Raw genomic sequence first — 22,693 nt, 5'->3', positions numbered from 1 at the left:
CATGAATGTAGTTAATCTCAGCGAATCAGTAAAAACGGCCGTTAGGGTGGCGCAGTCTCTTGCAAAGGAGTATCACCATAAAGAGTTTGGGCCGGCGCACCTGTTAAAAGGCTTAATGCATCAGGAAGTAGGCCTGCGTGGCATGTTACAATCTTTGGGTAAAGACGCTGCCTATATACAGGATTGGGCCGATGTGAGGATAGAAGAGTATGCACCGGCCATTACCGTACCCGACGAAATGCTGGGAAATAACGCCGTTAGGCAGGTGTTTGAAGAGGCCGATAATGTGCGTATTAAACTTGGGGTTGATCTGATAACTCCGGTTTGTGTACTTATTGCCCTGGTTAAACCTAATGTTGGTTTTGATGTGAACCAGCTTAAATCGTTCCCTGTAAAAGAAAAGGAACTGCTGGATATTTACCTGAGCAACGAGGAGATACAGCAAGCGGTACAAACAGCGGGTAATGAAGGTAGCGATAGTGGACATACCCCAACAAAGTCAAACAGTGCTTTGCTGAAATATTGTATCGACCGTACGGAACTGGCCCGGCGAGATAAGATAGACCCTATTATTGGCCGCGAGCGGGAAACCCGCATGGTTATGGAGATATTGAGCCGCCGTACCAAGCCTAATGTGATGATAACCGGCGATGCCGGGGTAGGTAAAACGGCGCTGGTTGATGGTTTCGCTTTAGATATTGTGAATAACCAGGTGCCTGATTCACTAAAGAATGTACAACTGTATGAGTTGGACCTGGGTTCATTAATAGCCGGGGCATCCTACAAAGGAGAGATCGAAGACCGACTCAAAAACATTTTGCGGGAGCTGAAACAGCTGGATAAGGCCATTCTGTTTATTGACGAGATACACACATTATTAGACAATAAAGGCCCGATAGGTGGCGGTGTAGGCAATTTGCTTAAACCCGAATTGGCCCGGGGCGAAATAACCGTGATAGGCGCTACTACTATTGATGAATACCGCAAAGTTATTGAACCCGAACAAGCATTTAGTCGCCGGTTTGAAGTATTGCAGGTAAATGAGCCGGATACAGCCACAGCTATAAAAATGCTGAAAAAGCTGGTGCCCCGTTATGAGGTACATCATAATCTGAAAGTGGATGCGAATGCCGCGGAAGAGTGTGTTCGGTTAGCACAGCGCTACCTGAAAGACAGGCGCCTGCCAGATGCCGCTTTTGATCTGCTCGACCGTACTATGGCCGCTATCCGCCTAATGAATGATACTTCGGTAACCTCACTGACCGAACTGCGCACCCGTTTTGAGGAGCTTAAAAACAGCCAGGATGATCCGGAGCTGATCATATCCTACAAATGGTTATATTCTTTACTCCGTAATAAAATCAGCGCGGTATTACTAGGGCAACTGGAGGATGAAACCCAGGTAGAAAGCCTGGAAACACCCGAAGAGTACAATGCTTATTTCGAACGGAATATAAGCCAGTTGGAAGCTCTGGCCGGCAATAAAACCGAAATTGTTGATAAGCAGGATATCGCAGCTATCATATCTTATAAAACAGGCATCCCGCTAGGCAAGATACAGGCCCAGGAAAAAGAAAGGCTTTTAAATATGGAAGGCTTTTTAAAGAAACGCGTGGTAGGGCAGGATCAGGCTCTGAAAGCTGTATCAGATGCTATCCTGGAATCGCGAAGCGGTTTAAATAAAAAGGGACAGCCCATCGGTTCGTTCTTTTTACTGGGGCCAACCGGTACAGGTAAAACAGAGCTGGCTAAATCAATTGCCGAGTTTTTATTCAACGATGAAAAAGCCATGATCCGCTTTGATATGTCGGAGTTTAAGGAAGAGCATTCCGCGGCTTTATTGTACGGAGCGCCTCCGGGATATGTAGGTTATGAAGAAGGTGGTCTTCTGGTAAATAAGATCCGCCAGCAGCCATATTCGGTGGTGTTATTTGATGAAATCGAGAAAGCACATCCTTCGGTATTTGATATCTTTTTGCAGATACTGGACGAAGGCCATATGCATGACAGATTAGGCAAAGAGGGTGATTTTTCCAACGCACTGATCCTGTTTACTTCCAATATCGGCAGTGAGTGGGTTGCCGGCGAAATACAAAAAGGCAATATGCCCACATCATCGCAATTAATGGAAGTGATGGGTAAAAATTTCCGTCCGGAGTTTTTAGCGCGTTTGTCTGAAATTGTACCATTTGCCCCAATATCCGAAGAAAATGTAGTCCGGATATTTGATATACAACTCAAAAGCCTGGTGTTGGCGCTCGAAAAAATGGGCATTGGCATGCAGATCAGTGATGAAGCTAAAAGTATGCTGGCTTTGAAAGGTTTTACGCCCAAATACGGCGCAAGGCAATTATCGGGTGTGATACGTAACCAGCTGCGTAGACCTATTTCACGATATATTATTTCCGGGGAGTTAAAAAAGGGAAATAGCGTGATCATAAGTAAAAATACAGACAGCGATGAGCTGTTATGGGATATTAAGTAACTCTTTTTGAAAGAATTAAGGCACGGTAAAACAATTTGCAAGTAATTACATTATTAATATTTACAATTCTATACTTATCATTTAATTAAGAAACTATGTTTAACTACGAAATAGGAGGAAACGAGAAGAAAGTCGATACCTCAGAAGCATTTAATGATATAGCCCCTAATAAAACATTATTTATCCAGAAACTAACAGATAACGAGCCGCTTAGACCCGAAAAGGTAGAAGGATTGAAAAATGTGGAAGAGGTATTTGGACACTACAAACCCAAAGTTAATGTCGCGTTTGATAAAATAGACGGATCAAACGTAAATGAAACTTTTCATTTTGCTAATCTGGGCGATTTTGCTCCCAAAAGATTGGTTCAGCAAAGTAATTATCTGCGTAAGCTCAATATTCAGCGCGAAATGTATCAGAATATTATTAAGCAGTTAAAAACAAATAAAACGTTAAAAACAACCCTTGATAATGCCGAAACCAAACAGGCTTTTATTGACGCGCTGAAGGGTATAGTTAAAGAGTTGGAGCAATAATAACCTAAACAAATAAAAACACGATCATGGCAACACCCAACGAGCAGATACTTAATGATCAGTCATCTGGTCAGGCTTATAAACCCAAAGAAAAAGAGGAGCTATCGCTATCATCAAGTCTTGAAAAACTTTCACGAGTAGGTGGTTTCGACCTGCTGGAAGCTACTATTGAAGGTTTGCAGAACCTTAACCCCGAACGCAAAGCCCGCAAGCAGATATTTTTAACCGATGATGAAAAGAAAACGGAGCGCGAAGAGTTAAAATTAAAACTTAACCAATGGATTGATGCCCTGGAAAATGGTGATTCGGTAAGTAACATCATTGAAAAAAGCACCGAAAACCTGCAAAGTACCGAAGAGAACCTAAACCAGAACCTATTAAATACGCTACAGGCCACACGCGAACTGGAACAGGCTTACCGCTCGGTTCACTTGTTTTATAAAAATACCGAGGCTGATAAATTGAAAAACGTGGTGGTGATGAATGCCTCGCTCGATCAATTGAAAGAGCTGGATAATCCACGTTTTATAGAGTTTACCGCCAACGAATTAAAACAAAATTACGATCGTTTGGACCTGCGCCAAAACTATTCTATACTAGTTATTCCTGGTTATCTGGGTTCCAATAAAGTAGTGGAGCGCTGGTCAAAAATTGCTTATGATAACAAGGTAATGCTGGTTACCGATTTTGCCGATCTGGAACAACCGGATGACGTGGTGGATTTGTTTACCGCAGCCAACTTAACCGGTGGCGATGCCTTTAAATCAAACACCATCATGACCTGTAACTGGTTGGTAGGTAGGGGCAAAGTGTCAGAAGCAGGTGAAGAAGAAGATCTGTACGTACCAGGCTCAGCAGCCTTGGCCGGTAAAATGTACTATACCTTAATGTCGCAGGTTACCGCCGGTAAAAAACACGGTGCGGTAAATGAGGTTGATGGCGTGCGGTTTGATTTGAAGAAAAGCGAAATATCACACCTGGAGCGTGTAGGTTTGGTGCCTATGGTTAATGAATATGGTAAGGTAATGGCATTTTCGGCCAAAACATTATTCAATGGCGATAATATTGGTTTGCAAACCTACTCTGTGGTTCGGGTATTTGATTATATCACCAAAGTACTGTTCGATTTTTTGAACCGCCGTGCTTTTGAAAACTGGAACTCTAAAACCGAGCAGGACCTGCGCTCGCAAATCGTAAAGTTCCTCGATAATATTCAGGGCCCCGACAGGCTGATCGAGCGTTTTAAAATTGTACGTTTCGAACGCGATGAGCAACAGAAAGACCGTATACACCTGGATATTAATATCACCCCATACTTTCCGGCTAAAAGCTTCGTGGTAAAGCTTGATGGTCAAAAAGGTGAAGATGACAGCACCACTTGGGATACCGAATATAAACAGCAATAATAAAAACAAAAGAGCCATTTAGCATCTGTTAAGTGGCTCTTTTGTTTTATGTTAATTTAAGTTCGCCGTCAGCTTTATTTATTGTTAAATACTGGCTATGTTTGTAGCCAATGAGGCAACTATTGATTATTAATGCAGACATTAATAAAGGCGAAAATACCGCCGCATTGATTGGCGCTTATAAAGATGGGGCGGAAGCAGCCGGCACTGTTGTAAAAGAGCTGGTTATTGCCGATTTAAAATTTAACCCCAATAAACAGTTTGCCCTGCCCAATACTGATACCGAGCCCGATTTGCTGCAATCCATCAGCATGTTAAAATGGGCTACACATATCGCTATTTTTTGCCCTGTTTATAAAGATTCCATCAATACCCGCATCAAAGGCTTTTTTGATCGCATATTTATGCCCGACCAGGTATTTATAAGTCCTGCCGGGCGTATGGATATTAACTTTAGTGGAAAATCTGCCAGAATAATATCTATACTGGATGAGCCGGCCTGGGAAGATTGGCAAAAAAATCAGCACCCTACTTACTTAGCTATCAAAAAGGGAATTCTCGAAAAACGTCAGATAAAACCCGTGCATACCAGCACTATAGGGCATCTATACTCCCTGCAAAACGAATACAGCAAAAAGTGGCTGCAAAAATTATATTCGTTTGGGTTAAAACTTATTTGATAAAAAAAATAATATTCGCAAAACAATAATAATTCTTATTTGTAGTTATAAGGGATACAGAAAAACTGTATTCTTTTAAATTATTAACCTTTAAAATTTATCGTTATGGCTTTCAAAGCAAGATTAAATTTTTCGGGCAAGGATTACGATGTTCTTACTTGCTCGTATGCGCTTAACCGCGATGTTGATTCAAAAGGACGCCCATCTTCCGGCGTTTATGGTGGTACGATCGATATCGAGATCGAATCAACCGAAGACACTTCCATCATCGAGTCGATGGTAAACAACCAGTACAAACCTATTGCAGGTACTTTGCTGATCAAAAAATCTGAAGAAGATGCTAAAATGAAAGAGCTTTCTTTTGAAGATGGTTACATTGTAAAGTATTCTGAAGGGATTGACATTACTGGATCTACTCCAATGAGCCTAAAATTTGTAATCTCAGCACGCAAGCTTAAATTAGGCAGTGCCGAGCATGTAAATGACTGGCCGGGCAAAAATTAAATTAATTAATTTTTTTGACCAAATTGTACCGGTGCTTTAAGCACCCTGTTATTTTTTTACTTTAAAATTTTTAGAATCATGGCTTTCAAAGCAAGAATTAGTCTCGGATCATCAAAAGAATTTGATGTGCTGCAATGCAGCTTTTCGTTAAACAGAGATGTGGACGCAAAAGGCCGTCCGTCATCTGGTGTTTACGGTGGTACCATACAAGTTGAAGTAGAATCAACTGAAGATACCTCGGTTATCGAATCAATGGTTAATAATCAATACAAACCAATCAACGGAACTATCACCTTCAAAAAATCAGACGAAGACGCCAAAATGAAGGAGTTGACTTTTGAAGAAGGTTACATTATCCAGTATAACGAAGGCATATCTATCATTGGTAACAACCCAATGTCATTAAGCTTTGTTATATCGGCACGTAAACTAAAAATGGGCAATGCCCAGCACGAAAACGACTGGCCTAAATAAGCCGTTGTTTATATGAACTGAAAATACGGAGAAAGTAAGTAAAAGTATTTTCTCCGTATTTTTTTAGTTTGTTCTTATTTATTTCTTTGATACACCTATGAAAAAGAAGAAAAGAATAACGCGTGCACCTGTACCTACCACTAAAAAAAAGGTAAAAAAGTCATCCATACCAACGGCTATGGAATACTTGTTGCTTTTTAATACCTGTGTAATAAACAAAGAAAAAGTTGCCCAGGTTGATAAAATAATTGACGAAAATGTAACCGTAAACCGTACTCGGTATGAAAACATATCAAGCCTGGTTCGGTTAGGTAATGGTACTTTATTTCCGCCGGCAAATAAAAACCTGTTTGCTTCCAGCTATACTTCTTATTTTGACAGATTTAATGCGGGTTCGCTTAATTTGTCAACAGTAGGCGCAGCACAACCCAACAGCTTGTTAAATGTTGGAGCGCAGCCGCAAACCAATACTATTTTTGGTAACAATTTTTTTGACAGCACCAGTTTATTGGGCGGCGATGTTTATTCGCCGGTTAATTTTTTCGGTGGTGGATCTTCTATCCCCTGGTATTTTATTGCCTGTGTACATTACCTGGAATGCTCATTCAGCTTTAAAAAGCATTTACATAACGGCGATCCTTTAAGTGGTTACACAGTGCAAGTACCTGCACACCGGCCAAAAGTTGGGCATGGTCCACCGTTTACTTTCGAAGAGAGCGCGGTTGATGCCCTTAAATTGATGAAATACGATAAAGTAAATAATTGGAGCCTGCCTTTCATACTGCAAAAGCTGGAAGGTTACAACGGTTTTGGCTATGCCGGTAAGGGAATTCATTCACCATACCTCTGGAGTTTTTCCAACCATTACACCAAAGGCAAGTACGTTAGGGATCGTGTTTTTGATGCTAATGCCGTATCGCAGCAGCTGGGCGCTGCGGTCATATTAAAAAGAATGGAAGACAGGGCCATTATCAGTATACCAAGAAGTTGATCATGATAAAAAAGATCACATATATTTTGGTTTGTCAGCTTATGATGCTGGCTTGTGCTACCACAGGTTGCAAGGGTAATACGTCTGCGCAAAATAAGTCAGCGGATAGTATTGCTTCTAAAGGACAACAGGCTGATCAGGTTGTTAAAACAGATAACCCTACTAAAAATAATGATGAACAACAATTTAGGGCGTTTCTTAAAAAGTTTAAAACCGCGGTAAAAACAGGAGATAAAACACAGCTAAAAACCATGTTTTATTTTCCGCTGCAAACACAACCTCAATGGACTGCCGAAGATATGAAGTCAACCACCATAAATCCGGCAGAGGGCTTGGTGAGCGTTGCCGAGTATCCGAAATATGAAGAAACTATTTTTAGTAAAGATGCCTTGCGGTTAATACCCCAAAGCCGGGAGGATGATCTGTCTGAAATTGATAATACAACAACCGAAAATTACTACATCACCTTAAAAAAAGCAACTGATAAAGGCAGCACCTTATATGAGCTGCAACAGCAGTACGAACAAAAAAATGGCAAAGAAACCTCGTTTGGTTTTGTGTTTGGGAGGATAAAGGGCCAGTATAAAATTATAAGTTATTTCTGCCCATGGCCACTTAAAGACTAAGGGATTATCTACCAAATTATGGAAAAGAAATTAATAGTTGATATCAACATAGAAGGGACTTCGATAACTCACTTTTCAACATTTAACCTTGATCAGCGTTTTAACGAGCACCACACGTTCCAGTTACGATTTAACCACGACCAGGTTGAAGAATACAACCAGGTAACACTACAAAACTCCAAAGATTTTATCGGGAAAAACATAACGGTACAATTTGGTGTAGCCAGTGGGAGCGAAAACATTTTTAGCGGTATAGTAACCAAAGTAGAGCTATCGCAGAGCCATGGTTTTCATGGGGATATCCTGGTAAGCGGCTTTAGTCCGGGCATACTGATAGACCGTGGCCCCGACCTGGGCTCGTATCTGAATAAAGATCTGAAAACGATCATCCAGCTGGCCACGCAGGATGCCCCTCAAAACGATCTGAAGTTTAGCATCAAACCCACCAATACTTCACCGATAGATTACCTGATCCAATACCGGGAAAGCGATTACGATTTTATCAACCGGCTGTCGGCCGAATACTATGAGTGGTTTTACTACGATGGCCAAAAACTGAACTTCGGTAAACCAGATAAGCTGGAAGAAGTAAGCCTGATCTACGGTAGAGATTTGCACAGCCTGCAATACGCCATGCAGATAGCCCCGCTAAAACAAAACAAATTTGCTTATATCCCCAAACAGGACGAATTGCTGAAAGCCGAACCGCAGGGCGGTGCAGGCAGTAACCCGGATGTATCGCATGCGATAAGTGCCTCGAACAAAGTATTCAGCAAGGTATTCAATGGCCCGATGGAAGTACGGGTGAACTCGCAAAAAGAGATCAGCGATTTTGTAAACAACGAGCAAAAGGCACAGATAGCCGAACTGGTGAACATCATCGGCAATGGGGATAACCCGCAGGTAGGTCTGGGCAAAGTATTAAACGTAAGCACCAGCATGCGTGGAGCCACGAGCTTCGAATTGCAGGATTTTGGCAAGTTCCTGGTCACAGCGGTATATCACCAGATAGATGGCGTGGGCCACTACCAGAATACCTTTGAAGGCGTAACAGCCGACACGGAACGGCTGCCGGTAAACGAAGCAGCCAAACCCAACCCGGATATGCAGCTGGCGGATGTAACCGACAATAACGACCCGAATAAACAGGGACGTATCAAGGTAAAATTCAAATGGCAGTGCCAGTCGAACGACGATACCGAATGGCTGCGGGTGGTAAGTCCTAACGCGGGTAGTGGCGATACGGGTAAAAACAGAGGGTTTTTAGTTGTCCCTGAGAAAGGCGACCAGGTTATTATTGCTTTTGAAGAAGGCAACATAGCCCGGCCAGTGGTCATGGGAAGTGTTTATCATAGCAATAACGTAGATAGCGGCGGCTTTACCGACAGCAACATTAAAGGGATGACATCACGAAAAGGAAGCCATTTGCAATTTAATGATGCAGAGCATGCTTTGGCGCTGGCCACATCTGGCGCTAATATGCTGCACGTGCATGAAGGGCAGGGATTGGTTCAAACTACAGCCAAAAAAATCATCGCTCATCAAACTGGTCAAAACGCGATGGTAATGAATAGCGACGAAGGACTTATTGGCGTGTCTGCATTGAAAAAGATCATACATGAAACTGGGGGCAATGGTGTCGAAATAGAAAATCAAAACGGATCTATAATAATATCAGCCAAGCAATCAATAACAATCCAATGTGGCAACAGTAAAATTACGTTAACTCCGGAACAGATAGTTATTGATAGCAAAAACACTTTTATAAACTAAGATGAACAACGATAAAAGATTTAGTTTTTTAATGGACGATGATGATCTGAGCCAGCCTCTTGATCAATCATCTACAGCTACACATAGCAGTAATCGATGGAGTTTATTGGGAGGGGATGATATGCAATCTAAAAACGAACCGGCTATTGTTGAAGAATCTTTTGAAAAAAAAGAAGGGGCACTTTTTAAAGAAGGAGAATCTATCTACAGAAGTGAGCAGCTAACCGTAATTAAACTGGACGGCATTATTGAAAATCACGCCGAAACCAAGTTGGAATATCATATAAAAAAATATGTGACCAATAACCAATATATGGTAGACGTGGTCCTAACTGATAGTGTTTTAACAGTACAGCCATCTTATTTACAGGATAGCTCGAATGTGCTTAGTGAAATAGACCGTATTAAAAGTAATGTATCTGTAGTGGTAGATAAAACTACCGGCAAAATAAAAAGCATTACTAATATGGATGCTATCAGACAAAAATGGATGGCTTTTAAGCAAAAAATACAGGATAATACCTCCTTTTTGAAGACACCTGAAATTAGAAAAAATCTGGAGTTGTATCTTACCGAAACAGAAAAGCAAATAAACGAAGAGAGCATTTTACTGGAACTTAAAACGCGTCCTTTTTTTGAGCTGTTTTTTGATACCTATCTGGTGAGCAGTAATCTTTCATTTAACCCTTACAGAAAACTTTATTACTCACAATTATTTGATCGTTTACCTGTGGATTTCGATGTTACACAGATGGTACTAAATGAAACCCCATCTCATATTAATATATCAAAACAGGCCAAACTAAACGGTAATAGCCCGCATATAAAGGATTTTGAGAGGATATACGACCATCGGTATAAACCTAAAATAGGCTATATGTTTTCTGAGTACAATTATGAGCATAATACCGATGCAGTATACAATTGGGATAATAATTTACTGGATGGGGCAAGCATGCGCATAACAGAAGAAGTTAAAAATAATATCGAATTATTTGTTGACTACAAAATAAGGAGAATATCATAATGGGAAGTTCTTATTTACCATCGGGCGTACTGGTTAACTGCACACTCATGACAGTAACGAAACCGCAGAACCTGGGTATATCACGCTCCAAAAAAGATGTTAAAATTATCAGGAAGAGTGCTTTGATATTAAATATAGATGATAAAAAAATCAGCGATACTTTTAAATGTAAATCACCGGCTAAATTCTTTGATGGATTGGCATCAATGTGCTTGGGTATTGCTGTGGGGTTATTGGCAGTTGCTGCTGCCGTGGTAATAGTTGCTGCTATCGTTGGCACAGGTGGCGTTGCGGGGGTAATAATTGCCGGTATGGCAGAGGCTGCAATAACAACTGCTGTGGTTGGCTCTCTTGGCGCTGCCCTGGTTAGTCCTATATCATACCTTATTGGCGAATATAAGCAAGCTCATGAATGTGATTGCACGCTGGATGCCGGTTCTATGTGGATCGATCAGCACCCGCACGTAACCATAGACGGAAAAAAAGCCATTCTTCAAAAATCTATCTTAAAGTGTACCAAAAAGGGGCTCATACAACCATTTATAGATAGTGCGATAGCCAACGAAGTAGCTCTGAAATTTTCAGCCAATAATAATAAAGAATTAGACGAACATAATGAGCAACAGCTTTGGATGGGTATTGTAAATGGTTTTAGTACCCTTGGCGACCCCTTAGGTACTGCTATTGGAGTTGCGTTTGCCGGTTATGAATATTATGATGGCAATGATGATGAGACATTAGCTAACGAGAGCGCGACAGAAGAAGACGATAATAAAACCGACTGGCATAACGGCACACGCGATAACACGGTGGGTACAGTGGCAGGGGCCGGTAAAGGCACCAAAGATGTAGTAGAGGCCATTACCGAGCAAAACAAAACAATTATAAGAGAATTAATGGACCAGGGAGCCAGCTATGAAGTAGCCAGCCAGTTGACCGGTTTTGGCGAAAAAACCTTTGGCAGCGAATTTTTACATACAGGCGTTGGTTTAGGTGTTGGTTTAGGTTTTGGTGTTGCCGGTGCTGTTGGTAATCATTATATAGCTAAATATTATAAAGATAAGAAGGTGGAGCTAATCAGAGAAGTGAAAGAAATTGGTAATGAGGCCGCCGGAAAAGACGCTGAAAATAACATCGGCATAATAGCCAATAAAGGGAAAAGTTAAACACATGAAAAAAATACTCTTAATATCTGCCGGGAGTTTATTGGCCATAGGATTACTATTTGGCCGGTTTATCGGTAGGTTTTTTGTTGATAAATTGGATAATAAGGATACCAGCGTAAATGATGGGCAGGCATTTGCCGATAAATACATCAATAATTGTGATTCTGTTAGTTTGGTAATGAGTAATTATAAAGACTCGACAAGCTATTTTAAAGTAAAAGGAAAATCAGACTTGTCTTCGGCAGACAATACAGCTTACGTGTATCAGCACAAATTGTTGTTCTATGATGAAGCTCAAAAAAAGTTTTTCTGCATTTTTTACTTTTTTAATAAGAATACTTATGATGAGGTTTTTGGCCATTATGCCGCAGTAGATATGGATAAAAAACAGGAAAAAATAATTGGTATGGTTAATAAAACAGAACTGGCCGACCCAACTTATGGAACAAAAGAAAAGCCCATTCCTGTCCTATATTTTCATTCACCAACAGCCGATAATGCCGAAAATGATTCATTTTTTAACATTGTTCAGGAAACACATGAATTTAAAGGCGATGCTGCCCAATTTAAAGCATGGTTATTTCATTACAATGCATGGCATTATCTGTCTTACATAAAAACCAAGGAGGATTTTAAAAAAATGTTTGGTGATACTAAATCATGAAGTGTCGGGTATCATGTACTCATCAAAAATTACAAGTCAGTTCAAAATATAATCTAAAAAAAATGTGATATATACCCTCATGCAATATTGCTTTTGAGGGAGATAATAAAGTGATAAATTATTTCTGCCCGGGGCCAGTTGATGGCCCCAGGGCTTACATACCTGGGAATTATGGAAAAGAAATTAATAGTTGATATCAACATAGAAGGGACTTCGATAACTCACTTTTCAACATTTAACCTTGATCAGCGTTTTAACGAGCACCACACGTTCCAGTTACGATTTAACCACGACCAGGTTGAAGAATACAACCAGGTAACACTACAAAACTCCAAAGATTTTATCGGCAAGAATATAACGGTACAGTTTGGGGTAGCCAGCGGGAGCGAAAATATTTTTAGCGGTATAGTAACCAAAGTAGAGCTATCACAGAGCCATGGTTTTCATGGGGATATCCTGATCAGCGGTTTTAGTCCGGGCATACTGATAGACCGTGGCCCTGACCTGGGCTCGTACCTGAATAAAGATCTGAAAACGATCATCCAGCTGGCCACACAGGATGCACCCCAAAACGATCTGAAGTTTAATATCAAACCCACCAATACTTCCCCGATAGATTACCTGATCCAATACCGGGAAAGCGATTACGATTTTATCAACCGGCTGTCGGCCGAATACTATGAGTGGTTTTACTACGATGGCCAAAAACTGAACTTCGGTAAACCAGATAAGCTGGAAGAAGTAAGCCTGATCTACGGTAGAGATTTGCACAGCCTGCAATACGCCATGCAGATAGCCCCGCTAAAACAAAACAAATTTGCTTATATCCCCAAACAGGACGAATTGCTGAAAGCCGAACCGCAGGGCGGTGCAGGCAGTAACCCGGATGTATCGCATGCGATAAGTGCCTCGAACAAAGTATTCAGCAAGGTATTCAATGGCCCGATGGAAGTACGGGTGAACTCGCAAAAAGAGATCAGCGATTTTGTAAACAACGAGCAAAAAGCACAGATAGCCGAACTGGTGAACATCATCGGCAATGGGGATAACCCGCAGGTAGGCCTGGGCAAAGTATTAAACGTGAGCACCAGCATGCGCGGAGCCACAAGTTTCGAATTGCAGGATTTTGGCAAGTTCCTGGTTACAGCGGTATATCACCAGATAGATGGCGTAGGCCACTACCAGAATACCTTTGAAGGCGTAACAGCCGACACGGAACGGCTGCCGGTAAACGAAGCAGCCAAACCCAACCCGGATATGCAGCTGGCGGATGTAACCGACAATGCCGATCCGGACGGACATGGACGTATCAAAGTAAAGTTCAAATGGCAATGCCAATCAAACGATGTTACAGAATGGTTAAGGGTAGTTGCCCCGGATGCCGGTACTTCTGACAAAGTAAGTAAGAACCGGGGATTTGTTTTTATTCCGGAAGTTGGCGACCAGGTTTTGGTTGCCTTTGAAGAAGGTAACATCGCGCGCCCTATTATTATAGGCAGTATGTTTAGTGGTAAAACGGGTAGCGGTGGTAACCAAAACAATAAAGTGAAAGCACTTACCACCCGGAGCGGTAATACGGTGATATTGGATGATAGTAATGGCAGTGTTAACGTTAAAGACCCTAGCGGTAATGTGGTTACCCTTAATGGCGATGGAACGGTGACCATTTCTGCTCCCAATACCATTACCCTGGTATCAAAAGATATCAATATAAACGCCGGCAATAGCATAAACATAACGGCAGCGCCTGCTAAAGAAGGCGGTGGCGATGGCATAATTAGCATGATGGCCAAAAAATCCATCGGGGTTACTGCTCAGGATGAAGGAATTACCACCAATGCCAAAAAAGACATTTCGTTTACCAGCGAAACAGAGAGTGTAAAACTATCAGCTACTGCAAAAGATGTAACGATGGATGCGCCTGCTGGTAAAATTTCAGCTTCGGGCAAAACGGCCGAGATCAGCTCAACTGATAAAATGCATATCGATGGTGGTAGTTTGGCGCATATCATCGCAGCTGATGTGGAAATTAATCAATCCTGATCATGAAGCTATCATTTAGAACCGATTTTGAAAATGCATGGTATCAGGTTACATCGTCTAACCGTACCATTGCCGGTACAAAAGTATTAGAGTTTGTACAGGACCGATGGGTACAGATACAACTGATCAACGAGGATGAGAAGCAAAGGGTTTTTGAATACACTTTGCTTGATCAAACCATGGAAGGATCAGCACTGATTCATGACTGGGCTGCTGATATGGAATGGCTGCAATCGCCGGTACAGGTTATTACCAATCTGGAAGGAAAATTTATTGGTATTGATAATTTTAGCAGCTTTTTAACGCAATGGAATAATGGCTACCGGGCAAAAATTGCCAATAAATACCAAAATCGCGAAGGTATTCAAGTAATGCTTGCCGAAACCGAAAAGTTGCTGAAAGATCCCAAACGCTTTTTGCAAAATTTTATGGGTTATAGTCATTATCGGTGTTTTTTTCAACCTTTTTATAAAGAGCTGGAGAATGTCGAAGAATATCCGGTATTGCTTAAGAGCTTTTTTGGTTTGGTTGATCTCCCCTTGATCATTAACGCTCATAACGAGCAGACGGGCGACTGGATAAAAACAACCAATAGTGCAGAGATCGATAACGAAAAGTTTGACCGGAAATCTTTTGTGCGAATGATGAAAGATCTCACCAATACTTATAATTTAAAGGTTGATCTGCAAACAGAAATGGAGGAGATATATCTGTTTAAAAATAATGTATTACAAAGTGCCGATCTGTATTTACAGTTACACGTGCCATCGTTTTACACCGTTGTAAACGCGCATCAATGTAAGCGGATAGAGCAAGCTGAATTGCCCAAATCAAGTAGCAAAAAAGCCGGTATTTTTAAAAATAGTGTGCTAATGGTATAATATAAAGGAAGTGTTTCACCGCCTTAAAGTTATATAAGATGTCAAAGAAATATATCCCGGATAATAGCTGCCTTACCTGCGATAAAGGTTCAAGCCCCTGCAGGCTTAAGGTTACCCATCATAACAATACCAAAATATATGGTGAGTATTTAGCCAGTGAAATGGATATGATTCCCGGCGAAAATATCCAGCCAATGGGCAGGTGCTCGGCTACGGGCGGTGCTTGCCAGTTTGAACCCATTTACTGGGATAAAACCAATAAAGGGGTAAAGGTTAATGGTTATAAACTGTTGTTTGAAGACGCCAACCTGCTTTGCAAAAAGGGAGGAAAAATAAAGGTTGACTTTAATGCTCCCAGCGGAAGCAGTAATGGAGCACTCACTGGCGCCGGTGCCGGTGTATTTACTTACGGAGATTATACCAATACTTTAGATATTTTACAACGAGGTACTATTTACGATGTGGAGAACGGCAAAATAAGCCTGGTACGCCCCAACAGCCCTACCGATTACCGCAGACATGGTAATTATGGGGAAATGAAAGATAATGTTTACCACCGGCAGGAAGGTTATAGGGATATAAGAAGCGAACACCCTGTAATTAACATTGATAAACCAACAGCCTCTGGCGTAGATGGTGCTTATGCAAAAAGTGATATCCTCAAAGAAACTGATACAAAATATAATACCGCTTCTATAGCGAATACGAATAACGGGCGCGAATTAAGTGCCAGGTGGACAAGGAACCATGTTGACAATGGAGCTATTAACCCTGCCGATGAAGAAGCATTTGCAAGAGCTAATAATAATGGAACGCTTACACGCGAAGTTACCCGGGTAAAGCCAGATGGCACCATGAGTTCTGAGACGATGAATGACAGTGGTTTTAAAGCTACCCGGGGACAAAGTGAACCATTGGAGATCCAAACATCAAGGGCCGGTGGTATGATGAACAGTGTACGGTCGTCCTTGCGCAATTCAAAGGCGTTAACCGCGCTTTCAGAGTCAAATTTCTCCCAGGCTGTTCGCAGTAGTAAGTATGCTACCGGGGCTAATGATGGCTTGTTTAAAGCTAGCCAGGCAATTGCCAGGTCGCCGGCATTAAGTGTTGCCGGTAAAGTTGCCGGTAGGGGACTCATTGTTGTTGGTGTAGCAATTGATGCTTATAACATATATTCGGCCTATGAAGAAGAAGGTGGCTTTGGCGAAAAAACAAAAGAAGCTGTTGGAGGCGCTGCCGGAGGACTTGCCGGCGGAATAGCCGGGGCAGAGTTGGGGGCTATTATAGGCACAGCCATATGTCCGGGTGTTGGAACGGTTGTAGGAGGGATAGTTGGCGGTGTGATAGGCGGGATTGCCGGCAGTGGTTTGGGGAAAACAATTGCAAGTTGGTTTTAAACATAAATTAATATATAACAATGGGGTTTTTTAACAGCATATTCGGAAATTCTAAGGCCGAACCCACCAAACAGATCAGGGCTCAGTTTAAGGACGAGGCTTTTTTTGATTCAATGATCAAAAAGAAACAGCGTAACCTGGAAATATATTCGGAAGATAATGAGAAACTAAAAAGCGAAGGCAAACTTAAGCCTTATAATCAATGGGCAATTGCAATGGAATACCTTGATCTGGTGTACATCAATTACTCCGTGAATAATGACATTAGCATATGTTATGACAATTTTTTAAAAGCCACGGATTATTATGGAATTGGCTGGGATGCCGATGCTTTTTATGCCGATATGATTGATATGGTTTCTTTGGGTTATCTGTTAAACATCCCGGATGAAGAGTTTAAAAAAATTGTTAATTATGTTTCCCAGTCTGATGAAGGATCGAGCTTTGATGATTGGCAGCCCGACGGCTTGCTTTGGTATATCATCAACGCTAAAAACGCATCGGGAAAAGCCCCCGAGGAGGTAATTTATAAAAAGCTGTACGGTGAGATATTTGCGTTAACCAAGCTACCCAAAAACGAAGCTGAAAGGGCGATGAAAACTTATTTGGAAAATTGGTACGCACTACATAAAGATGATCCCTGGTACGATGCCCATAAAAAAGAACGGGCATATCGGGGTTATTGGTGCTGGGAAGCCGGTGCCGTAACCAAGATAATGGGGCTCGACGATAGCAGTTATAAAGATAACCCATATTACCCCTATGATATGGTGCACTGGAAAGATTAGCTATTGAGTAAAACCTCAACTGGGTTACGCTCAGTTTTAAATAAAGCCGATCGTGATTCGAAGCATTTCAAATCACGATCGGCTTTATTTATTTTAGAGTAAGACTAACTAACCTCATAGCAATATTTTCAATCCATGAATACGTAGATTAATTCATGATCTGTTTCCGGAATTGAACTGGACTAATGCCTACCTCTTTCTTAAATAAACGCGAAAAATAAGGCAGGTTATCAAAACCCAGGGTATAAGCAGTTTCGGCAATGTTATTGTTCGATCCTTTGAGCAGGTTTTTGGCTTCGGATATAAGGTAAATATGTATCAGTTCCATAGCCGTTTTTCCGGTTTCCTGTTTCAGCAGATCGCTCAGGTAGCTTGGCGACAGGTTAAGCTCGGAGGCCATTGATTTAACGGTAGGCAAGCCTTTTTCCAGCAAATAACCTTTTTCAAAATAAGCCGAAAGCGCATCATTAAACCGGGATACCATTTTACCCGTTGCGGTGATTCTGTTGATAAACTGCCGTTTGTAAAAACGCTGCGAATATTTCAGGATAGATTCTATATGGCCCAGGATAATATCACGGCTGTATTCATCCTGATTGTTGTTGTATTCCATTTCAATTTCATTGAACAGGTTCCAGATGATCTGTTCTTCCTTTGGCGAAAGATGCAGAGCCTCGTTGGTTTCATATTCAAAATAACCGTACTTTTTAATCTCGGTATGCAGGGGATGCCCGTTCAAAAAATCTTCATGTATCAATATCAGGAACCCGTTTTGCTCAAACTTCATATTTTTAAACTCGATGACCTGCCGGGGTTTTACAAACGACATGGAGCCATTATCATGATCATATTTGGTACGTCCGTATAAAAACATACCCGATATCAGCTTTTTAAACCCGATCAAATAAAAATCGCTGGTAAACTCCTGTTCTAAAATACCACAGGTGTTATCGCAATGCACCAGGTTAAGCAGTGGGTTTTCTGGTGGGGTAAAACCATTGTCGAGGCTTAATTGGGCCAAACTTTTATAATGTTTCATGATGGGCAATAATTAAAGCATAATTCACACTATTAAAAGTATGAATTATGCTGGGTTAATTAGTTGAGTTAAAGTAAAATTAACAGAGCTTATTTGCCGTGTGCTGCCGCTGCTACAGGCTGCCATTCTTCCCATGAAGCCAGGCGTTGTTCATAAACCTGTTTTACCCATGGTAAAGCTACCTTACCCAAAAACAGGCGCAACGGCGGATTTTCACTATCAACCAGTTTCAGTACCGCTTCTGATGTAGCTTCAGGAATACCAAAGGCATCATCTGTAAGTCCGGCCTGGAATGCGGCTTTTACATCATCATACGCAGCTAACGACGCTGTATGCGTGGCCGATGCACCTGCCCAATCGGTAGCAAAGCCGTTTGGCTCTATCAAACTTACTTTAATACCAAAGCCGGCCACTTCGGCAGCCAAAGTTTCGCTCAAACCTTCAACCGCAAATTTTGAGGCGTTGTATAAACCCAAAACAGGCAAAGTAGCTACACCCAATACGCTTGATACCTGTATAATATGGCCATGGCCTTGAGCCCGCATTACCGGTAATACAGCTTGTGTTATCCACAATAAACCAAATACGTTAGTTTCTATCTGTTCACGTGCTTCCTGCTCGCTGGTTTCTTCAATAGCGCCAAACAGACCGTAACCGGCATTGTTGATCAGTACATCGATGCTGCCAAAATGTTGTTTAGCACGTTCAACTGCGGCAAAGTCGGCCTTACGATCGTTCACATCAAGCTGTATCGGTAAAATGGCATCGCCATAGGTGCTCACCAAATCGGCAAGAGTATCCAGGTTACGTGCGGTGGCTACTACTTTATCACCACGTTTTAAAAATGCTTCGGCCCAAAGTTTTCCAAATCCACGGGAAGCTCCGGTTATAAAAATTGTCTTTGACATTGTTTTTGTTTTTTGAATTAATTTATAGTACAAAGGTATTTGGGCCCTTCCGGGATAATTTATACAGAACCGGGGAATACTGATACAGATTAAGGAAGATGGGGGAAGGAGTAAGGGTTTGGAGAGTAAAGAATAAGGAAAAAGAAATTTGTCATCCTGAGGAACGAAGGATCTATTAGCCGACATACATACCGCAGAATAGATCCTTCACTGCGTTCAGGATGACAAAATAAAATAACCTCAACTTTTCAAATCCTTGCTCCTTGTTCCAAAAATCCTTATTCTAAAAACTCCTTACTCCCAAATTGACTACATTTACAAAACCTATACATGGTTCACCATATGTTTGATGTTATTATTGAAAAGATCCGGGAGCATGTTGCTTTGTCTGATGATGAGGCGGCTTTGTTTTCCACTTATCTCGAGATCCGGAAGCTTCGTAAAAATCAATTGCTTGTTGAACCGCCATACCCGGCCAGTGCCGAGTTTTTTGTTACGAAAGGTTGCTTGCGTCACTATTTTTTAGACGAGAGCGGCGTGGAGCATACCACCGCCTTTGCCATGGAAGGTTGGTGGATGACCGATCTGCAAAGCTTTTTTACCGGTGCACCCTCCAAGTATCATGTAGAAGCCATGGAAGAGGGCGAAGTGATAAAACTGAGAAAAGAAGGCAAGGAAGAGATGTTCAGGAAGATACCGGCGCTGAATATTTACTTCAGGATTTTGTATCAGAATGCCATCATCTCCCAAAATGAACGCATTTTAAATGTGCTGAGTACAACGGCCGATGAGCGTTACCTTCGTTTTATAAAAAAATATCCGGCCCTGGAAAACCGGGTACCTCAATACCTTATTGCCTCTTACCTGGGTATTACACCCGAGTTTTTGAGCAAGGTGAAAACCCGCATAGCTGCCAAAAAATCTTAAACTAAGTTAATATTACCTCTTAATATAGTTTATTGAATATTGCTTGTTGCCCGGGTAAATTTGCCTTCGTAAAAATTAAAAATATGAAAGCATTATTGCAGCAAACATTAGCAACCGAAATAAATATTACTTCGCTGGTTTTAAGACTCACCCTGGCCATTGTACTTTGGCCGCATGGCGCACAATTGTTCTTAGGTTCATTTGGTGGCCATGGTTTCCAGGGTTCCATGGGTTATTTTACCAGTACCGGATTGCCATGGATAATAGCCTTCCTGGTTATTTTTCTTTTGTTCTTCGGCACCATATTCATTTTGCTGGGCCTGGGTACACGCCTGTTCGCGATAGCCTTTGTTCTTCTCTTTCTGGGCATGATCGTAAATGTGCACCTTCCCAATGGTTTTTTTATGAACTGGTTTGGCAATCAAAAAGGAGAGGGTTTTGAATACCATCTGCTGTTGATAGGTGTAGCTACCGGCCTTATCATCAGCGGCGGCGGAAAATTCAGTCTGGATCTGCTCATCAGCAAAAATTTTAAAAAGAGTAATTCATAAAGGCAAAGCAGCCCCTGTTTAAATAAGTCGCAACCAATTGTAAAGCAAAAGTCTCTGGTAGGAATGCCAGGGGCTTTTTTATTAAGATAGGGGCAGCATGCACAAAAAATAACGGCCTCATTTCATTAGAAAGCAATATTCCCAAAATATCAACATTTGTAAACGTTTTTTGTAGTGCATTTGGCTGACCTTTGCGCCACGATAAATACTATGGAAAAGATAAGAGGGATATTACTGGTAGCGCTGGGAGCAGCAAGTTATGGGGTATTGGCCACTTTTGTAAAAATAGCACATGACCAGGGCTATCATACCGGCGAGATCACTTTTTCGCAATTTTTTATCGGCTTTGTGGTTTTGCTCATCATGGGTTTGTTTGGCAAAAAACAAAAGACCGTAAGCCCGGCCGGCGATAAAAATCCGCAGCTAAAAATGCTGCTGGCCGGCACTTCCCTGGGGCTCACCAGTACATTTTATTATTTATCGGTACAATACCTGCCGGTATCTGTTTGTATTATTTTATTGATGCAAACCGTTTGGATGGGTATCATCCTGGAGTGGGTGCTTAGTCGGCAGGTTCCCGAAACCCAAAAGATCATTGCGGCCCTCATCGTAATTGCCGGAACTTTGCTGGCCACCAATATTTTTGATACCCGCGTATCCTTTAACGGACGCGGTTTAATATTCGGTCTTTTATCGGCCATGAGCTATACGGTGGCCATGTACTCATCAAACAAAGTAGCCCTGCATCTGCCGGGTGTAAAGCGGAGCATGTACCTGGTTTTGGGTGGATTGCTAGCCATTATTATTTTCTGGAATATAGAGCTTATACAGCATTTTAATTTTTCGGTGATCTGGAAATGGGGGGCTTTCCTGGCCTTATTTGGTACCATATTGCCGCCTCTGCTGTTTACCAAAGGTTTGCCTAAAACCGGTATTGGCCTGGGCAGTATTGTATCCTCGGTAGAGATACCCGTATCCATCTTATTTGCACACTTTATCCTTAACGAAACCGTAATGCCCTTGCAATGGGCCGGCGTAGCGCTTATTATTTTGGCCATTGCCGCCATGAATCTGCGGTTTAAAAGCGGTTCGTCAAATCGCCCGTAATGAAATTATTGCCAATGGCTTTAAGCTTGCCTGCATTATATCCATCAAACCTGTCGTAGTAAGTAAATATCATATTGCCGATAGATCTGATCTTGCCGGCCCTTTCCTGGCCATCGAATGCGTCATAGTAGGTTACCGGCATATCACCTACCGATTTAAGCTTGCCCATAAGCTCGGTACGGTCAAACCTGTCGTACCAGGCTATCCGGATATCGCCAACACTTTTAAGCTTGCCTATATTGTCCATATCAAAACGATCATAATAGGTGAACTGTATTTGGCCGATCGATTTGATCTTTCCAAAATTCTCCTCCCGGTCAAAGCGGTCGTAATACGTAAAGGTGGTATTACCGATAGATTTTAATTTGCCTATGTTATCAAAACCATCAAACTTATCGCGGTAAACGGCCTGGCCGGTTAAATTATTATCAAAAGCGATGTTGCCGTTGAGAAAAAGGAACAGGATGATCTGTTCGTTATCAATATCGATAGGTTTTACATTCCATTGCTGGCCGCCGCTAAAGATCTGGGCTTTGCAAAACGGGACGCAACTTAATAAAATGAGTAATAGGAAAAGTGATTTCAGTTTCATGGTGCAGGATTTTGGGGTATATAAAAATGGATGTTAACAGGGCATCCATCATATCATTAAGATGATAAATGGCGAAGATAGTTTAAGCCTTCCGAATTTATTCTTTTAAAGTAACCTCAGGTCGACTT

At 41.6% G+C, this 22,693-nt stretch carries 22 protein-coding genes; 19 read left to right on the top strand and 3 right to left on the bottom strand.

Annotated features, from left to right (window positions below; translation table 11 throughout):
• Position 1: 1 nt before the first annotated feature.
• From G7092_RS28190 to G7092_RS28115, 16 genes are all read left to right on the top strand, one after another.
• The gene (locus tag G7092_RS28190; RefSeq protein ID WP_166095203.1) at positions 2 to 2,485 is read left to right on the top strand and encodes an ATP-dependent Clp protease ATP-binding subunit; all 2,484 of its coding nucleotides are present in this window, start codon (positions 2 to 4) and stop codon (positions 2,483 to 2,485) included.
• Positions 2,486 to 2,580: 95 nt separating this feature from the next.
• On the top strand, positions 2,581 to 3,021 hold the full coding sequence (locus G7092_RS28185; RefSeq protein WP_166095200.1) for a type VI secretion system contractile sheath small subunit: 441 nt from the start codon (positions 2,581 to 2,583) through the stop codon (positions 3,019 to 3,021).
• Between the two features lie 26 nt (positions 3,022 to 3,047).
• Entirely contained in the window at positions 3,048 to 4,427 is a 1,380-nt protein-coding gene (locus tag G7092_RS28180; protein WP_166095199.1) for a DUF5458 family protein, read from the top strand.
• Positions 4,428 to 4,537: 110 nt separating this feature from the next.
• Positions 4,538 to 5,107: an NAD(P)H-dependent oxidoreductase gene (locus tag G7092_RS28175; protein ID WP_166095196.1), complete on the top strand. Its 570-nt coding sequence runs from the start codon at positions 4,538 to 4,540 to the stop codon at positions 5,105 to 5,107.
• Between the two features lie 105 nt (positions 5,108 to 5,212).
• On the top strand, positions 5,213 to 5,611 hold the full coding sequence (tssD, locus tag G7092_RS28170; RefSeq protein WP_076376521.1) for a type VI secretion system tube protein TssD: 399 nt from the start codon (positions 5,213 to 5,215) through the stop codon (positions 5,609 to 5,611).
• Between the two features lie 78 nt (positions 5,612 to 5,689).
• Entirely contained in the window at positions 5,690 to 6,085 is a 396-nt protein-coding gene (gene tssD, locus G7092_RS28165; RefSeq protein ID WP_076376519.1) for a type VI secretion system tube protein TssD, read from the top strand.
• 97 nt (positions 6,086 to 6,182) lie between these two features.
• Positions 6,183 to 7,076, top strand: coding sequence for a hypothetical protein (locus G7092_RS28160; RefSeq protein ID WP_166095194.1), 894 nt, complete (start codon positions 6,183 to 6,185; stop codon positions 7,074 to 7,076).
• Between the two features lie 2 nt (positions 7,077 to 7,078).
• Complete coding sequence (locus tag G7092_RS28155) at positions 7,079 to 7,702, top strand: hypothetical protein (RefSeq protein WP_166095191.1); 624 nt, start codon at positions 7,079 to 7,081, stop codon at positions 7,700 to 7,702.
• Between the two features lie 18 nt (positions 7,703 to 7,720).
• Entirely contained in the window at positions 7,721 to 9,475 is a 1,755-nt protein-coding gene (locus tag G7092_RS28150) for a type VI secretion system Vgr family protein (protein WP_166095189.1), read from the top strand.
• 1 nt (position 9,476) lies between these two features.
• Entirely contained in the window at positions 9,477 to 10,502 is a 1,026-nt protein-coding gene (locus tag G7092_RS28145; RefSeq protein ID WP_166095186.1) for a hypothetical protein, read from the top strand.
• Positions 10,502 to 11,668 carry a DUF4280 domain-containing protein gene (locus G7092_RS28140; RefSeq protein ID WP_166095184.1) on the top strand — a complete coding sequence of 389 codons (1,167 nt, stop codon included), beginning with the start codon at positions 10,502 to 10,504 and terminating at the stop codon, positions 11,666 to 11,668. The genes G7092_RS28145 and G7092_RS28140 overlap by 1 nt, the downstream gene beginning before the upstream one ends.
• A 4-nt stretch (positions 11,669 to 11,672) precedes the next feature.
• Positions 11,673 to 12,332, top strand: coding sequence for a DUF8188 family protein (locus G7092_RS28135; RefSeq protein ID WP_166095182.1), 660 nt, complete (start codon positions 11,673 to 11,675; stop codon positions 12,330 to 12,332).
• A 171-nt stretch (positions 12,333 to 12,503) separates the two neighbouring features.
• Entirely contained in the window at positions 12,504 to 14,375 is a 1,872-nt protein-coding gene (locus tag G7092_RS28130; RefSeq protein WP_166095179.1) for a type VI secretion system Vgr family protein, read from the top strand.
• Positions 14,376 to 14,377: 2 nt separating this feature from the next.
• Positions 14,378 to 15,256 (top strand): hypothetical protein, encoded by an 879-nt coding sequence (locus G7092_RS28125; RefSeq protein ID WP_166095177.1) that lies wholly within the window; start codon positions 14,378 to 14,380, stop codon positions 15,254 to 15,256.
• A 38-nt stretch (positions 15,257 to 15,294) separates the two neighbouring features.
• A complete protein-coding gene (locus G7092_RS28120) occupies positions 15,295 to 16,653 on the top strand; it encodes a PAAR-like protein (RefSeq protein WP_166095175.1) in 1,359 nt (452 codons plus the stop codon).
• Positions 16,654 to 16,673: 20 nt separating this feature from the next.
• Entirely contained in the window at positions 16,674 to 17,441 is a 768-nt protein-coding gene (locus G7092_RS28115; protein WP_166095173.1) for a PoNe immunity protein domain-containing protein, read from the top strand.
• Between the two features lie 148 nt (positions 17,442 to 17,589).
• Here G7092_RS28115 and G7092_RS28110 read toward each other — a convergent pair whose 3' ends face one another.
• The gene (locus G7092_RS28110) at positions 17,590 to 18,480 is read right to left on the bottom strand and encodes a helix-turn-helix domain-containing protein (protein ID WP_166095170.1); all 891 of its coding nucleotides are present in this window, start codon (positions 18,478 to 18,480) and stop codon (positions 17,590 to 17,592) included.
• A gap of 89 nt (positions 18,481 to 18,569) precedes the next feature.
• Positions 18,570 to 19,388: an SDR family oxidoreductase gene (locus G7092_RS28105; protein ID WP_166095168.1), complete on the bottom strand. Its 819-nt coding sequence runs from the start codon at positions 19,386 to 19,388 to the stop codon at positions 18,570 to 18,572.
• Between the two features lie 330 nt (positions 19,389 to 19,718).
• Here G7092_RS28105 and G7092_RS28100 point away from each other — a divergent pair, with 330 nt between their 5' ends.
• The 3 genes from G7092_RS28100 (at position 19,719) to G7092_RS28090 (ending at position 21,973) form a co-directional block, all read left to right on the top strand.
• A complete protein-coding gene (locus tag G7092_RS28100) occupies positions 19,719 to 20,315 on the top strand; it encodes a Crp/Fnr family transcriptional regulator (protein WP_166095166.1) in 597 nt (198 codons plus the stop codon).
• A gap of 83 nt (positions 20,316 to 20,398) precedes the next feature.
• Positions 20,399 to 20,866 carry a DoxX family protein gene (locus G7092_RS28095; protein WP_166095164.1) on the top strand — a complete coding sequence of 156 codons (468 nt, stop codon included), beginning with the start codon at positions 20,399 to 20,401 and terminating at the stop codon, positions 20,864 to 20,866.
• Positions 20,867 to 21,076: 210 nt separating this feature from the next.
• Positions 21,077 to 21,973, top strand: coding sequence for a DMT family transporter (locus tag G7092_RS28090; RefSeq protein ID WP_166095162.1), 897 nt, complete (start codon positions 21,077 to 21,079; stop codon positions 21,971 to 21,973).
• Here the strand turns inward: G7092_RS28090 and G7092_RS28085 are convergent.
• Positions 21,945 to 22,565, bottom strand: coding sequence for a hypothetical protein (locus G7092_RS28085; RefSeq protein WP_166095160.1), 621 nt, complete (start codon positions 22,563 to 22,565; stop codon positions 21,945 to 21,947). The two genes, G7092_RS28090 and G7092_RS28085, sit on opposite strands and share 29 nt — an antisense overlap.
• Between the last annotated feature and the right edge of the window lie 128 nt (positions 22,566 to 22,693).

Origin of the sequence: Mucilaginibacter inviolabilis, from assembly GCF_011089895.1 — a bacterium.
Taxonomy (GTDB): domain Bacteria; phylum Bacteroidota; class Bacteroidia; order Sphingobacteriales; family Sphingobacteriaceae; genus Mucilaginibacter; species Mucilaginibacter inviolabilis.
This window is presented reverse-complemented; position numbering and strand designations above follow the sequence as displayed.